The 14,697-nt window shown below is 30.9% G+C and carries 16 protein-coding genes; 3 read left to right on the forward strand and 13 right to left on the reverse strand.

The features are described from left to right. Positions 1-233 precede the first annotated feature (233 nt). The 10 genes from C1I91_RS00385 to C1I91_RS00430 all read right to left on the reverse strand — a co-directional run bounded on the left by C1I91_RS00385 (position 234) and on the right by C1I91_RS00430 (position 9,374). Positions 234-1,463 (reverse strand): ABC transporter permease subunit, encoded by a 1,230-nt coding sequence (locus tag C1I91_RS00385; protein WP_128210719.1) that lies wholly within the window; start codon positions 1,461-1,463, stop codon positions 234-236. A gap of 1 nt (position 1,464) precedes the next feature. Next, complete coding sequence (locus tag C1I91_RS00390) at positions 1,465-2,376, reverse strand: ABC transporter ATP-binding protein (protein ID WP_128210720.1); 912 nt, start codon at positions 2,374-2,376, stop codon at positions 1,465-1,467. Positions 2,377-2,757: 381 nt separating this feature from the next. After that, on the reverse strand, positions 2,758-3,633 hold the full coding sequence (locus C1I91_RS00395; protein WP_128210721.1) for a hypothetical protein: 876 nt from the start codon (positions 3,631-3,633) through the stop codon (positions 2,758-2,760). A 575-nt stretch (positions 3,634-4,208) separates the two neighbouring features. Then, positions 4,209-4,466 carry a pro-sigmaK processing inhibitor BofA family protein gene (locus tag C1I91_RS00400; protein ID WP_128210722.1) on the reverse strand — a complete coding sequence of 86 codons (258 nt, stop codon included), beginning with the start codon at positions 4,464-4,466 and terminating at the stop codon, positions 4,209-4,211. Between the two features lie 58 nt (positions 4,467-4,524). Further along, the gene (locus C1I91_RS00405; protein ID WP_128210723.1) at positions 4,525-4,791 is read right to left on the reverse strand and encodes a DUF2508 family protein; all 267 of its coding nucleotides are present in this window, start codon (positions 4,789-4,791) and stop codon (positions 4,525-4,527) included. Positions 4,792-4,899: 108 nt separating this feature from the next. Beyond that, positions 4,900-5,496: a recombination mediator RecR gene (gene recR / locus C1I91_RS00410; RefSeq protein WP_128210724.1), complete on the reverse strand. Its 597-nt coding sequence runs from the start codon at positions 5,494-5,496 to the stop codon at positions 4,900-4,902. A gap of 95 nt (positions 5,497-5,591) precedes the next feature. Continuing rightward, positions 5,592-5,936, reverse strand: a complete 345-nt coding sequence (locus C1I91_RS00415) for a YbaB/EbfC family nucleoid-associated protein (protein WP_128210725.1) — start codon at positions 5,934-5,936, stop codon at positions 5,592-5,594. 106 nt (positions 5,937-6,042) lie between these two features. Next, a complete protein-coding gene (gene dnaX / locus C1I91_RS00420; RefSeq protein WP_128210726.1) occupies positions 6,043-7,683 on the reverse strand; it encodes a DNA polymerase III subunit gamma/tau in 1,641 nt (546 codons plus the stop codon). Between the two features lie 317 nt (positions 7,684-8,000). After that, positions 8,001-8,252, reverse strand: a complete 252-nt coding sequence (locus C1I91_RS00425) for a zinc ribbon domain-containing protein (protein WP_128210727.1) — start codon at positions 8,250-8,252, stop codon at positions 8,001-8,003. Between the two features lie 171 nt (positions 8,253-8,423). Next, positions 8,424-9,374: a helix-turn-helix transcriptional regulator gene (locus tag C1I91_RS00430; protein ID WP_128210728.1), complete on the reverse strand. Its 951-nt coding sequence runs from the start codon at positions 9,372-9,374 to the stop codon at positions 8,424-8,426. Positions 9,375-9,768: 394 nt separating this feature from the next. On the opposite strand from C1I91_RS00430, the gene C1I91_RS00435 reads away from it, so the two are divergent. After that, a complete protein-coding gene (locus C1I91_RS00435) occupies positions 9,769-10,560 on the forward strand; it encodes a thymidylate synthase (protein ID WP_128210729.1) in 792 nt (263 codons plus the stop codon). Then, positions 10,560-11,051: a dihydrofolate reductase gene (locus C1I91_RS00440; RefSeq protein ID WP_128210730.1), complete on the forward strand. Its 492-nt coding sequence runs from the start codon at positions 10,560-10,562 to the stop codon at positions 11,049-11,051. The genes C1I91_RS00435 and C1I91_RS00440 overlap by 1 nt, the downstream gene beginning before the upstream one ends. Before the next feature lie 114 nt (positions 11,052-11,165). On the opposite strand, the gene C1I91_RS00445 is transcribed toward C1I91_RS00440, so the two are convergent. The 3 genes from C1I91_RS00445 to C1I91_RS00455 all read right to left on the reverse strand — a co-directional run bounded on the left by C1I91_RS00445 (position 11,166) and on the right by C1I91_RS00455 (position 13,877). Beyond that, the gene (locus tag C1I91_RS00445) at positions 11,166-11,852 is read right to left on the reverse strand and encodes a superoxide dismutase (RefSeq protein WP_128210731.1); all 687 of its coding nucleotides are present in this window, start codon (positions 11,850-11,852) and stop codon (positions 11,166-11,168) included. 83 nt (positions 11,853-11,935) lie between these two features. Next, on the reverse strand, positions 11,936-13,210 hold the full coding sequence (locus C1I91_RS00450) for a helix-turn-helix domain-containing protein (protein WP_128210732.1): 1,275 nt from the start codon (positions 13,208-13,210) through the stop codon (positions 11,936-11,938). 43 nt (positions 13,211-13,253) lie between these two features. Then, entirely contained in the window at positions 13,254-13,877 is a 624-nt protein-coding gene (locus C1I91_RS00455; RefSeq protein ID WP_128210733.1) for a DedA family protein, read from the reverse strand. Positions 13,878-14,089: 212 nt separating this feature from the next. Here C1I91_RS00455 and C1I91_RS00460 point away from each other — a divergent pair, with 212 nt between their 5' ends. After that, a complete protein-coding gene (locus C1I91_RS00460; RefSeq protein ID WP_128210734.1) occupies positions 14,090-14,695 on the forward strand; it encodes a TetR/AcrR family transcriptional regulator in 606 nt (201 codons plus the stop codon). Positions 14,696-14,697: the final 2 nt, after the last annotated feature.

Raw genomic sequence — 14,697 nt, forward strand, 5'->3', positions numbered from 1 at the left:
ATAAATAAAATATATTTAATGTTAAAATAAACTGCTTCTATAGTATAAAGAAGCAGTTTATATATCTTTGATTATTCAGTAATTTAACTATAGGCATCCTTTACGAAAACTTAATAGTTGAAGTTGCAACCCTATAAAGTGTTCCTATATCTAAACATACTTTTATTACTAAAAGCTACATCTATATTAATAGTCACTATATCAAATAAACTTATCTAATCATAAGTTATTAATTATATTAGTATATCTCTCTTAGTAAACACCAAGTGAGAAATAACATAAAATACAACTGATGATATAAGCATTACAGCAATTGCCCAGGTAATATTGAGATTAGGATTAGAATATTGAACAGCTATATTTCCACTTAATACACTTCCAGTATTACCATAAGTTAAGAATAAAAAGTGTGAAATCTTTTTGATTGGATTGATAGCTTCGCTCAATATTGGTATAAGTATTGTTAATATAGCTGTTATAGCCATAGATATCATACTACTCTTTACCAAAGAAGATATAAGGAATACAAAACTACAACATACCAATATAAATAATACCTGTAAAAGAATAGTTCTTAAAGTAAAGTCCCAAAGTGGTATAACTTTGCCCGTACCTGCAATCGGTATAAGTTGGTGAGCACCATCCTGCACCTTACTCATATCAAACTGATACCTTGTTCCAATAATAGTTGGAACTGATGCATATCCAAAGCCTTTAAACAATCCAACTAACACAAAGGCAACAGCCTCTATTGATAGTATCAAAGCTGAACAACTTATCACTATAGCTATAAACTTAGATAATAATACCTTTCCTCTAGAAACAGGTTGAATAAGTAAGAACTTTAATGTTGCAGGAGTACATTCTCCTGAAACTATATCACTCATAAATACAGATATTCCAACACCTAAAAATATTGTACCTAGTATTTGTAATACCCTACTTAGATAGTTGAACCCAGTAACCTTCCAATCATCGATTGGCTTTAAATTATTATCCTTATAGTAACTTTTTTGAGCTATTTCATTGTCTATTCCAGCTTTATACCTTTCAGGAATAGTTTCATCAGCCTTTCTACTTTTTAATTCTGCAATCTCATCATCTACTTGTGTCTTCCAATCATCTTCTGTTTTGCCTGACTTTATTTGTTCCTCAAGCTTATCTATAGACTTTTGAATATTGTCTCTTTGTTCCTTTGTAGCTTTAATTGAAGCCTGTACTGACTCCTCTGAGCTCTTGCTACTACTCTCCATTACCTTTATATCTTGATCCTTAGACTTTAATTCGCTTTTAAACTGCTCTAGTTTTCCTTGAGGAGAGTTGATCTTACTAAGACTTCTCTCATCCATATAAACGCCTACATAAAGCAATACTACAAGAGCAACAAATAGTATTGAAACCACATATGTCTTTGGCCTCTTAAATATTTTCTTCAATTCATTTTTTGTTAAGGTAAATATCATCTTATCTTACTCCTCCTTCAACAAGCTCCATATATCTCTGCTCAAGGCCTTTATGACGTTTGTAAACTTCCACAATACCTACATTGCTTTTTACAAGTTCTTCTACAAGCTTTGGAGAATAGCCACTCTTTATAGAAACTATAATTTGTCCATCATTAATATTGGCAGTATGAACAAAATCAAAGCTTTTAACAACATCTAAGGCTTTGTTGTCCTCTGTTGTAGCCACTACCATAGTCTCTTTCTCTGTAGCCATTCCGTCTTCGCTTACACTTTCAACAGATTTGATTTCTCCACCATTAATAAAGGCAACTCTATCACACAAATGCTGTACTTCACTAAGTATATGAGAAGATACAAACACCGACATTCCTCTCTCTTTTGCTGCTTTTTTTACTATTTCTCTAAAATCTAATATTCCTGATGGATCAAGCCCATTTGTAGGTTCATCTAGTATCATTAATTTAGGTTCTCCCAAAAGTGCTGCCCCAAGCCCCAGCCTTTGCTTCATACCTAAGGAATACTTTTTAACTTTATCATCAATCCTATCATGTAAACCTATAAGCTCAATTACTTCATCAACATTTTGCTTTTTAAGTTTTCTTACTCTAGCTATCTGCATCAAATTCTCTCTTCCAGAAAGATAACCGTATAACTCTGGATTTTCAACAACTGCTCCTAGATTGGCCAATGCATTTTCTCTATCTTTTTGTATATCATGTCCAGCAATTTTTATAATTCCCTCATCAGGCTTTATAAGCCCAACTAACATTCTTATGGTTGTAGTTTTACCTGCTCCATTAGGACCTAGAAATCCAAATATCTCTCCTTCTTCAACTTCAAAGGAAACACCTTTTATTATTTGTTTCTTTCCTAATTTCTTTTTTACACCTTTTACTTCTAATACATTCATAGAACAACCTCCCTTACTATTTCAATGCTACCAGAAACTTCTAACTATTAAATTAATATTATCTTAATTTTTTCTTAAGATTCCTATATATTAGTTACGAATCTACACGAGAAACACCTGGCCGACCAATAAGTTTCATTTTCTTACTGCTTAACCTAACAAGCTGTTCTAACACTTTAATATTGCTATAACTATCTAACAAAAAGATTTATACTGATATAGAAAGTAAAAAACAAAAGTTAGCTAGAGCCAAAATAAGTCTCTAACTAACTTTCTACTATTACAATTATTAATTTATATCTTTACTAGGTCCAACACCTCAAAGACTTAACCTTACTAAATAGCTAGTATATGGCTTAACTCTAATCTAATGAGTTCATTTTATACCGTAACATCCTCATTATCTTCTATAACTACTTTTCTTTCTCTACCAGTAACTCTATATAAGATATACTCCAACAATATGAATATTGGTGTAGATATTAAAAAAGCAATGTTAAACATATACTTACCTTGTTCTATTGTTACATCCTTCTTAAATAGCGCCACTATCCCCGAGGAAGTAAAGGTTACTAAGTAGCAGATTATAGTTCCCATAACTATATACCACACCACTCTTATCCCCTCATAATAGTATAACTTCTTACTCTTCTTTCCATCTATGTGCATGTATGATAAATATGATAATGCTGTAAATAAAACAGTCATAAACGTTATAACTAGTATATAGATTACCTGAGTCCTTATATCTGAGTTCTCAAATCTATATCCATAAATATAACTATATATAATATTATCAATATTACCTGAGTTTATTAGTGCTAATATATTTCCAAACCAGCCTGTTTGTTCACTTACAAACATTGTAGTTATTCCAAAAACCGCTATTATTATTTCCACAGTAAAGAGTGGACTTAAAAGAGCTAGCACCCCTTCCTTAAATAACATACTATTAAGCAATACAAGTGCATTAATCATTAAAGTGATAAAAAAACAAGTAAAGAAGAATAAAACAACTTGTCCTATTGATAATTTTCCATAGAATGAAAATAGCTTACTACCTTTTATGAATAATGATGCTTTTATTATAAAAAGCAATAAATTTGCTAACAGACTTGTTGTTGTTAAATACATATAAATTTTAATATACATAAGCTTCTTTTCTTTTTTTTCTTTTATAGAGAAATAAGTTTCTTTATTTCTTATATATACACATACAACAGTACCACTTATTAAATAAAAAATTAAAGTTTTCAATACTCCTAGTGATAGAAACTTATTTATTAATTGGTCACCTGTATACCAGTCTATCGGTTGTGGTGGCTTTCTAACATAGGATATCATCTCAAGTGTATTAGTTAAAAAGAATAAAGATACAAAAATGAGGCCTGATACAATACTTATTCTTTTCCATTCTTCTTTGAATAACTTCTTTAAAGTAGACGTTATAACTCCCTCCTTAAGGCAATAGATATTGCTACTATATTTTTAGTAATTATAAAACTTATTTTTATATAATTACATTTATACCATACTTTTACATAAAAAATATTTACAAAATTATTATTTATTTCTGTAACACTTTTATCATTAGTACATACAATGATTCTATAAAGAAGATTGTTTCAAATGCTATATATCATATTTTATGAATTGGAATAGATTTTAATACATTCACATTCTCATAATTATAATATTGAAATTACCGCTCCCATCTATTAATAAATAATATGGAAAAACCACTAATGCTAGTTTCGTTAGTGGTTTTTTCATGAATCTTCAGCTTAATATAAGTAAAAAGACAGGTCACATCCAGTGAACCTGTCTTTTTTCTAAAGAAACAATTTAAATACAATCAAAAATATAACTCCTGGTATTCCAAAAAAACCTGCAATAAGTGCGGTTATAATATTTATACCTATGGTAAAATGAAAAAATTGTTGCCCTATATAATTTGTTATTAAGAGAAGTATAACTCCTAACACTCCATTAATAAGCAACTTTGCTAAAACTTTTAATGGCCATGAAAAAAACTTTACTAGAATAACTAATAAAATTAATCCTAGAGCACCAAATATTAATGCATCCATTAACCCAACCCCTTAATCTATGTAGATATCTACAAACTAAATAGCCTGTATTCTATCTTTATTTACATATTCTTAAATTTAAAGTATTGTCTGCTTTTATACCGATTCTTTTAGCTTCACTTATGAGAAATTCATACTTTGTTCTAGCTGCCTGCTCTGAAAAAATAGCAACCTCTATAAGTTTAGGATCATTTACATAGTCAAAAACTTCCCAAGCCCACTCTAATTCTAACCTAGCATTCTCTATTTGACGCAGTAGCTCGTTTTTTTCTTTTGAAGAGTCGATCTTATTTCTAACATATTCTAATATAAAATTTTTATTCATATACTCCTCCAAATATGCTTATTAATTTCTAATACTTCTATTATTTACATATTATGGATTATATATTCATATTGTTATTCTTTTTTATATTAATAAAGTTAAAAAATATTAAATTTCTTTTCTACCTTCCAAAGCTTTAGAAAGAGTTACTTCATCAGCATATTCAAGATCTCCACCCACTGGAATTCCTGCTGCTATTCTTGTAACCTTAACATCTAATGGTTTAAGTATTTTGGATATATACATAGCTGTAGCCTCACCTTCTATAGTAGGATTGGTTGCAACTATAACTTCCTTTATCTCACCAGTCATCCTAGATACTAGTTCTCTTATCTTGATATCTTGAGGCCCTCTTCCTTGCATAGGAGATATATTCCCATGAAGAACATGATATACTCCATTAAACTCCTTAACTTTTTCCATAGTCATTATGTCCTTTGGTTGTTCAACTACACAAATAGTATTTTTCTCTCTATTAGGATTTGAACATATTGCGCAAGGATCTTTATCTGTATAGTTTCCACAAACAGAACAGTACTTTATAGTTCCTCTTGCTTTTACAAGCGCCTTAGCAAATTCTTCAACTTCATCCTTAGGTAGATTAAGTATATGTAGTGTTAACCTTTGCGCAGTTTTATGTCCTATACTTGGCAACTTTGCAAATTCTTCTATGAGTTTCTCTATGGCAACTGGATAAAAATCCATCTTTATTCCTCCTCTAATATTTTAGGCATACAAAGAACTGAGGTTCTTGTATGCCTAAATAAGCTTTATGATTATATTTTCAGTAAACCTATAAATTAAAACATTCCTGGCATATTCAATCCACCAGTTAGTTTACCCATCTTACTAGCAGTTTCTTCTTCTGCTTTTCTCATAGCTTCATTTACTGCTGATAATATCAAATCTTCAAGCATTTCAACATCATCTGGATCAACAACTTCTGGTTTTATATTTATGCTCTTAACTTCTTTCTTTCCATTAACCTTTACAACAACTGCTCCGCCGCCTACTGAAGCTTCGAATTCTTTGTTCTCAAGGTCCTTTTGCATATCTTCCATATCTTTTTGAAGCTTTTGAGCTTGCTTCATAAGATTATTCATATTTCCTCCGCCGAAGCCTCCTGGAAATCCACCCTTTGCCATTTGATATTCCTCCTTACATTTAGTCTGTATATATTATATAGTATTTTTTTATTCAATACTATATCCTCATAATTAATATTATGTGTAAACTCTCTATTTGTTTACTTTACTCATCTAAAACTTGTAAAATATCATCACCTATAATATCAACAAGAAGTTCCTCTGTGGCTTTAGATTCTTCTTCATCACCTTTATTTATCTTATATCTAACCTTTACCTTATCTCTTAGAATCTCTGAGAATACCTCATCTACAGTTTTACTTACTTCTATCTTTTCTAACCTTATCTTATTAAAAGAGTACTGTTCTTCATACTCTATAGTTACAACTCCCTCTTCTACGCTAGAAGGCTTTCCTGTTATTAATGAAGCGTATACCACCATAGCTCTTCTTGCTTTAAAGCCTTCCATTATATCCTTCCAGGCTCTCTTAACATCATCTATAGTGATAGTCGAATGAGTATTATGATTAGAATCTGATAAATCTAAGTTTGAACTTTCTGCTACAACTTTTGTTTGAGATGCCTTCCCACTTACTGAAGCTGCATTGGATTTGGTGCTTTCACTAGTAGAGCTAGCAGCAGAAACTTTTATTTTCCCACTCTTTATAAGTTCCTCTAGTTTATTTATTCTATTTAAAAGGACTTCTTTTGAAGTATCATACTCTATCTTGCAAAGCTTTATTGAAGCAAGTTCTAAATATATTCTTGCCTGCTTACTTAACTTTGAACTTTCTTCTGCTTCCTGAAGTATTCTTATAGCCCTCATAACCTCTTCCACTCTAAGCCTTGTAGCCTGCTGCTTTAAGAAGTTTATATTTTCCACAGACATGTCTAAGACTTCTTCTGGGGTATTGGTAACTTTAACCATAAGTAAGTTTCTATAATGAGCTATAAGATCCTTTATGAATAGATGTATATCCTTACCTAAAAAAACTATTTCCTCTATTATGTTCATAGTCTTCTCAATATTTCTCTCAATAATAGCATCTGTTATATTAAATAGGTACTCATTTGTAACCAATCCTAGCATAGACACAAGGCCGTCATACTCTATCTTACCATTTCCCATAGAAATTGCTTGATCTAGTATACTTAGAGAGTCTCTAAGTGCTCCATCAGATACTCTTGATATAAGCTCCAAGCTCTTATCATCAGCGTAAACTCCTTGTTCCTTTACTATCTTTCTAAGTTGCCCTGATATATCTTCTTTACTTATTCTTTTAAAATCAAATCTCTGACACCTTGATAGTATTGTTATAGGAAGCTTTTGAGGGTCTGTTGTAGCCAAAATAAAGATTACATTTTTAGGCGGTTCCTCAAGGGTTTTAAGAAATGCGTTTACAGCCCCCTGAGATAGCATATGCACCTCATCCATTATATAAACTTTAAATCTAGCTTCCTGAGGAGGATACTGAACATCATCTATTATGTCTCTTATCTTATCTACACCATTGTTAGATGCAGCATCTAACTCTGTTATATCTATAGCAAGACCACTATTTATTTTATTGCACATCTCACATTCATTACAAGGTTCTCCATCATGTAAGTTAAGGCAATTTAAAGCCTTCGCAAAAACCTTTGCACTTGAAGTCTTCCCCGTACCTCTGGTTCCACAAAAAAGATATGCATGAGCTATTCTATTATTTATTATTTGATTTCTTAAAGTTACTGTCACATGTTCCTGACCTACAACATCTTCGAATTTCTTAGGTCTCCATTCTCTGTATAAAGCTGTATATGCCAAGGTAATTCACCTCACTATCATTCCTAATAATTATTATACATCAATGATATTGATTTAACCAACCATAGTTTACTTCCTATTTAGGAATAATTAAATGAACAACTAGAAATATATACTCTGTCTAAAATCTAAATTGGTATTTAAACCTTCTATGAATGTAGATACGTAACTTTATTTAATCTATTATATAGCAAAAACATCCACTAAAGAAGGTTGCTTTAGTGGATGTTTTACGTAAGCTAGTTAAAGGTTGAATGACCAGATACTTAATATCAACCTGGTGTCTTTAAAACATTTCTTTAAATTAAGTTATATTTCTATCTCCATCTTTTCAATGTAGGTAAAGTACTATTCATTATATCTCTAGCCTTACTTTCCTCCATACCTTCCTCTTTCATAAACTTAACACATAAATCTGCCATATCATTCATCTCCATATCTTGTTTAAACTCACCATTCTCATAGCAATAGATACAGTACTCTTCATTTTTGCTTCCATCCTTATTAGTACCTAATAAGGTTTCTTTTTCTAACGGCATCGCGCAACTTTGACAAATATTCATCTCCATATGAATTACCTCCTAAATTAACTTATATAGCCATACCATTTCATACTAAAACTTATATTTTCAAATCCTCTTCTCAGAAACTAGATGAAGAACTTGCAAACAGCTTTCAGATTGAAATGATACATCTTTAGTTAAATTATAGGAGATGTAATATGACAGGTGTTTGTCATATTAAGAATATAGTTTAAGAATATTTTGTACCCGTTTTACAATTATATCTTTTATATGATTAGGCTCTAATATCTCAACTTTATCTCCAAAGCTTAATAACATACTATAAACCCATTCATCTTCAGGATAACTTGTATTTATTAATATATATCCATCTTCTTGAAAGTTCATTTCCTCAACTTCGAAATAATCATCTATCCTATTCATGCAGGATGGATGGAACCTCAACTTTAAGTCTATATAATTATCAACCTTATCTGTCATTAATTTATGCTCTTCTATATCAACAGCTTCGAAATAGGTTTTTGTCTTCTCTAATTTATCAAGTCTTGTTAGCTTAAAAAGCCTAAAGTCATTTCTTAATCTACAAAAGGCATAAAGGTACCAAGTATTAACTTTTAATATTAATGTATAAGGTTCTACTTCCCTGCTACTGACTTTACCATTTAAATCAATATAGTTAAAAACTATAGTAACTTTATCATCAATTGCCTCTTTTACTATAGCAACCTTTTTCTTTATCCTTGAAGAGTTACCCCAGTGAGAAAAATCCATTACAATACTTTTATCTATTCTCACATTATCATTAGCCTTAACGGCCTTAAACTTCTCAGACATATTTTTTATAGTTGGATCGTCATAGACATTTTCTACTCCCTTAAGCAACTTTAGTAGCAAATCATACTCTTTTTCAGTAACAAAATTATTGTCTATCTTATATCCTTCTAATATCTCATAGCCTCCTTCATATCCCTTATAAGCTACTATTGGTATTCCAGCCATATTTATAGCATCTATATCTCTTTGGATAGTTCTTACTGACACCTCAAAAAATTCAGCTAATTCCCTCGATGTTATTCTTCTTTTATTTATAAGCATCATTATTATTGTAATTAATCTCTCAAGCTTCAATGAAACTCTCCCCTTTTCATAACCTATCTTTATTACCATTTTATCTTTGAACCGCTGATTTTTCCAATAAATTCTTATAAATTTATATTGTTATCTTTATAAGATGTTATATTTTTAAATTCTTTAGCTTTAAGCAAACTTCAATTTATAAAAGGAAAAGGTTAACCCTACTTATGCTGCCTATTTATGAATTATGTTAATATATCTTACTAATTAGAGGTAAAAACCTATACACTGTTAATAATTGAATCTTATAAAGACTTTTACCATTTTAAAATTCAATATTAAAATAGTAAAATGATATATAGAGATGTATCACTTCGATTTGAAAATATAATTTTTATATACGAAGTAGTACACCTATAGATTCTATAATCTATCTTAAAATTTTTACATAAATTGATAAGTAAATTGTAAACCCTAGGAGGAAAAGATGAGTATTTATGATAAAAAATATCTCTCTATAGTGGAGGATATTTTAGAAAATGGTTATTTTGATAATAATAGAACAGGAATAAGAACCTATAAACTTCCTCATCAAATAATGCAATTTAATCTAGAAAAGGAGTTTCCTATCTTAACCACAAAATTTGTAGCATTTAAAACTGCAGTTAAAGAACTATTGTGGATATTTAAAGATGGCTCAAATGATGTAAAAAAGCTTCAAGAAGACAATGTTCATATATGGGATGAGTGGATGATGGAAGACGGTACAATAGGTACTTCTTATGGATGGGTAGTAAAAAAGTTTGATCAGATTGACAACCTTATTGAGACTTTAAAAACAAACCCTCAAGATAGAAGAATGATGATAAACCTGTGGCAGATTCCTTATCTCAATGGTGGTCCTTTACACCCTTGCTGCTTTTTGACTATGTGGGACGTAACTGATGGTAGGCTTAATTGTATGCTAGTTCAAAGAAGTGGAGATATGGGGCTTGGCGTCCCATTTAATTCTAGTCAATATGCAGTATTAGTGCATCTTATAGCTCAAGCTACAGGATTAAAGCCAGGATTATTTACTCATGTTATAAATAATGCTCATATTTATGAAAATCATGTTAATGGATTAAAAGAACAGATTGCAAGAAAATCTTCTGCTTTTGAGGCCCCTAAACTTTGGATAAATCCTGATATAAAAGACTTCTATGACTTTACAGCTGATGATATAAAACTTATAGACTATAAACACCATTCAAAAATAGATATGGAGGTAGCAATATAATGCTTTCTATAATAGCAGCTATAGCTGAAAATGGAGTAATAGGTAATAATAACGATCTTATCTGGCATCTTCCTGCAGATCTTAAAAGATTTAAGAAGATAACCTCAGGACACACAGTAGTACTTGGACGAAAAACCTTTCAATCATTACCTGGAGTACTACCTAATAGACATCATGTCATAATTACAAAGGATGACCACTTCTTTGTAGATGATCCTAATGTAGAGGTTATTAACTCAATAGAAAAAATTGTTGATAGGTTTTCAAAGACAGAAGAAGAGGTATTTATTATAGGCGGTGGAGAAATATATAAGCAGCTCCTTCCCTACGTAAACAAACTTTATATAACAAAGGTCAAAAAACACTTTGATGGTGATACCTACTTTCCTGAGATTAATTACTCAGAGTGGAATGTCATAGAACAAGAAAGTGGCGTTGAAGATGAAAGAAATACAATTCCATACGAGTTTATTTCTCTAATGAAAAAATAATTATTAATGCAAATATTTAAGGGCTGAGTAAGTACATTACTCAGCCCTTATTTTATGATACCGTTACAAAAAACTTAGTAATACTATGATAATATATTTCCAAGTAACAGGTATCTATCTTTCATTGTATAATTCTTCTGCCCTATCCCAATTTACTACATTCCACCATGCATCAATATAGTCAGCTCTTTTATTTTGATACTTTAAGTAGTATGCATGCTCCCATACATCTATAGCTATAATAGGCTTAAGTCCTAATTGAATTGGAGTGTCCTGATTAGCAGTAGACACTATAGATAACTTTCCTGAATTGTCTTTTAAAAGCCACGCCCAACCTGAACCAAACCTATCCAAAGCTGCTTGTTTAAATAGTTTTTTGAAGTTATCCATAGAACCAAAATCACGTTCAATAGCTTTCATCACATTTCCCTTAGGGTTTGCCCCTTTATTAGGGGACATTATATTCCAAAAAAAAGTATGATTATAATGGCCACCTGCATTATTTCTAACAGTTTCTCTAATGTCACTAGGAACTTTATTAATATTTAATAATAGTTGCTCCACTGTTTTTCCTTGTAATTCCGGATACTTATCTAAGGCTTTATTAAGGTTACCTACATATGCTTCATGATGCTTATCGTGATGTATTCTCATTGTTTGCTCATCAATATATGGCTCAAGAGCATTATAACTATATTTTAGAGGTGGAACTACAAACTTTTTATCATTGGTTTCTAGAGCACTAGCGCTTGAAGTTATCAAGGCCATTAAACATATAGCAAGGGCTATAATTTTCTTCATAAAAACGCCTCCTTTAGTAGAATAGTATTCTCCTAGAGAAGGCGTTTTATTATCTCTATTAATAAATTTATATTACTGCATGTTTAAACACTTAGCGCATCACCTAGTTGTGATAAGAGACTTATAGCTTCTTCCTTATCATTTTTCTTCAGCGCTACTTGAACAAGCTTAGTGAGTATATACTTTTTACCTTCCTCAATATTGTTTGTCTTAAAAACACTCAATAAATTTAAGGAAGTCTCTTTAATCTTATCTAAGTCATCTATATCCTCATATATGTGAATAACTTCTTTATAGATTTCAAAAAGCACAGAAAAATTATTGAATTCTTCTGCCATATTCATAGCAAGTTCCATAATCATTATGCTCTCATCTACTAAGCCTTGTCTGTAAAATATCTTTCCTTTAGTATTAAGAGTATATGGAAGTGATTTCTTATCAACCTTATTCTTTATCTTTTGCGAAAGATTTATATATTTTATAGCTTCATAGAACTCTTCAATCTCATAGTAATATTCACCCAAGCTTCCATACAGTGATGCTAGTAGCACCTCACTATCTTCGTTAAGTTCATCTATTACCGAAAAGTAATCTCTTACAGCTTCCTTCTTCTTCCCAAGCTTATAATAGCTATTTGCCTTTAAAACCTTTCCATTAACTAATAAATCCTGTTCTAAGTCTTGTCCTAATATGTACTTGTCTAAAATTTCTATACTCTCGTTGTACCTCTGCATATCAAAATAAGTAGATGCTAAGCTGTAACTAGCCTTAAGGAAATGGGACTTCTCCCCTTTATCCTTAGCATAGTACATAGCTTGATTAAAATAGAATATTGCATCATCGTACTCATTTCTTTTGGACTTACAAAGTCCCATTTGCGTGTATATATAAGGTTGATCCTCATATGACTTTAGCTCCTTATATTTACCTAAAGAATTTGAATAATTAATAAATGCACTAGCATAGTCCAACTCATCAAAATATTTATCTGCCCTTTTTCTATATACCTTTGCAGCTACATCATCAAGTTGAAACTCTATAGCTATCTTGATTAACTCTTCAAGCTGACTATGCTTATTATTTCTCTTCAATTCATTTTCACAATAAAATCTAGCATCTTCTTCAGGTTCTCTAGAAAAATACTCATCATCTAAGTTTAATTCCAGTCCAGATTCCTTGCCCTTATTATTAAACTTTTCTGCTAATATTTTCGAGCTTACTTTACTTACTCTTCTTTTACCGCTTTCCATCATACTTATAAAAGCTCTTGTCATATTACTATCTTCTAACTCTAATTGATTCATGTTGAATCTTTTTCTCATAAGCCTTATCTTTGCACCAGGATCGTAGAAATTCAAAATAATCACCTCTGTCAAATAAGTAATTTGTATTATATATTTTTTATTCTGTAACGGCTTTTTTCTTTTTTCTTCTTACATACCAATATACTATTAAACCTAAAACTGCAGCCACAACAAAATAATCAGCTATGTGTAACCATTGGCGGATCTTAGTCCAGTTTTCTCCCATAACATATCCTGCATATCCTAAAAGCACACTCCATATTAAGGATCCAACGAAGGTATAAAAAGTAAACTTCTTAACATCCATTTTACTTATTCCAGCTGGAAGTGATATAAAAGTTCTTATTATAGGTAATAATCTTGAGAAAAACGCTATCTTTTCACCATATTTATTAAAATAATTATCACTCATCTCTAAATGAGACTTTGAAAGTCTAAGCTTCTCTGCATACTTTTCAACTAATGGTCTTCCACCTTTTGCTCCGATATAGTACATACATACTGAACCAAAGGTTCCCCCCAATGTTCCAATCAAAATAACAAGTATAAGGTTCAATTTATTTGCCGGATTTGCACTTGATGCTAAAAAGCCACCAAATGGTAATATAGCCTCACTAGGTATTGGAATACAGGCACTCTCTATTGCCATCAAAGAAAACACTCCAAAATAACCGAGCTTACTTAAAACGTATATAGCCCAATTTACTATGAATTCTATCATTTATTATCTCCTTCTACTACATTTAACAAATATTCTAAAAATATTATGCCACAAAGTTTAACTTTAATCAAAGAATATGGGATGATTGTGTGTAAAATTTATTCTTTTGGGTATTTACAAATATAGCTAACAGTTCTATTATATAAGTGAGTACTCACTCATTTTTTTTATAAATAATAAACTTATGTAAAAAACATTAAAGGAGCTTCCATATGGTTAGAGAAAATAAAGAAGAACTAATACTTGAATCTGCAATAAAAATATTTTCAGAGAAAGGTTTCAGTGCTGCTACTACTAGCGAAATAGCCAAAGATGCAGGCGTTGCTGAAGGAACTATATTTAGATATTTCAAAACAAAAAAAGATTTACTTAGAGGTGTTATGGCAAAACTCATTGAGATTTTAGGTGAAGCCTTTATTACCTCCAGGATAAAAAAAATATTAAAAGATTACGACAGTAAAGATCCGAAGGATACATTAAAAGCAATTGCTAGAGATAGACTAAACGTGATAGATGAAAATTGGAACTTAATTAAAATTGTTTTTACTGAACTTCAGTATCATGAGGATTTAAGAAATCTTTTTATAGAAAGTATGGCATTAAGAGGGAAGGCCCTATTGGAGGACTTCGTAAAGTCAGGCATATCCAAGGGAATCTTTAGGGATATAAACCCTACAATAGCTGCTAGAGGGATGGTAGGCACCTTAGGAATCTATATAATTCAAAGACAACTCCTTCCAACCATAGTACCTATTAGCGATGATGAACAAGTTGATATAATAATTGATTTATTTTTAAATGGTCTAAATAAAAAATAGGA

The organism is Clostridium manihotivorum, from assembly GCF_004015185.1.
Lineage (GTDB): Bacteria > Bacillota > Clostridia > Clostridiales > Clostridiaceae > Clostridium_AR > Clostridium_AR manihotivorum.

Excerpts from the sequence above, each read along its gene's own strand:
- C1I91_RS00385 (WP_128210719.1), bottom strand. The coding sequence starts at position 1,463 with ATGATATTTACCTTAACAAAAAATGAATTGAAGAAAATATTTAAGAGG.
- C1I91_RS00390 (WP_128210720.1), bottom strand. The coding sequence starts at position 2,376 with ATGAATGTATTAGAAGTAAAAGGTGTAAAAAAGAAATTAGGAAAGAAA.
- C1I91_RS00400 (WP_128210722.1), bottom strand. The coding sequence starts at position 4,466 with ATGGATGCATTAATATTTGGTGCTCTAGGATTAATTTTATTAGTTATT.
- C1I91_RS00405 (WP_128210723.1), bottom strand. The coding sequence starts at position 4,791 with ATGAATAAAAATTTTATATTAGAATATGTTAGAAATAAGATCGACTCT.
- recR (WP_128210724.1), bottom strand. The coding sequence starts at position 5,496 with ATGGATTTTTATCCAGTTGCCATAGAGAAACTCATAGAAGAATTTGCA.
- C1I91_RS00415 (WP_128210725.1), bottom strand. The coding sequence starts at position 5,936 with ATGGCAAAGGGTGGATTTCCAGGAGGCTTCGGCGGAGGAAATATGAAT.
- C1I91_RS00425 (WP_128210727.1), bottom strand. The coding sequence starts at position 8,252 with ATGGAGATGAATATTTGTCAAAGTTGCGCGATGCCGTTAGAAAAAGAA.
- C1I91_RS00430 (WP_128210728.1), bottom strand. The coding sequence starts at position 9,374 with ATGGTAATAAAGATAGGTTATGAAAAGGGGAGAGTTTCATTGAAGCTT.
- C1I91_RS00435 (WP_128210729.1), top strand. The coding sequence starts at position 9,769 with ATGAGTATTTATGATAAAAAATATCTCTCTATAGTGGAGGATATTTTA.
- C1I91_RS00440 (WP_128210730.1), top strand. The coding sequence starts at position 10,560 with ATGCTTTCTATAATAGCAGCTATAGCTGAAAATGGAGTAATAGGTAAT.
- C1I91_RS00445 (WP_128210731.1), bottom strand. The coding sequence starts at position 11,852 with ATGAAGAAAATTATAGCCCTTGCTATATGTTTAATGGCCTTGATAACT.
- C1I91_RS00455 (WP_128210733.1), bottom strand. The coding sequence starts at position 13,877 with ATGATAGAATTCATAGTAAATTGGGCTATATACGTTTTAAGTAAGCTC.
- C1I91_RS00460 (WP_128210734.1), top strand. The coding sequence starts at position 14,090 with ATGGTTAGAGAAAATAAAGAAGAACTAATACTTGAATCTGCAATAAAA.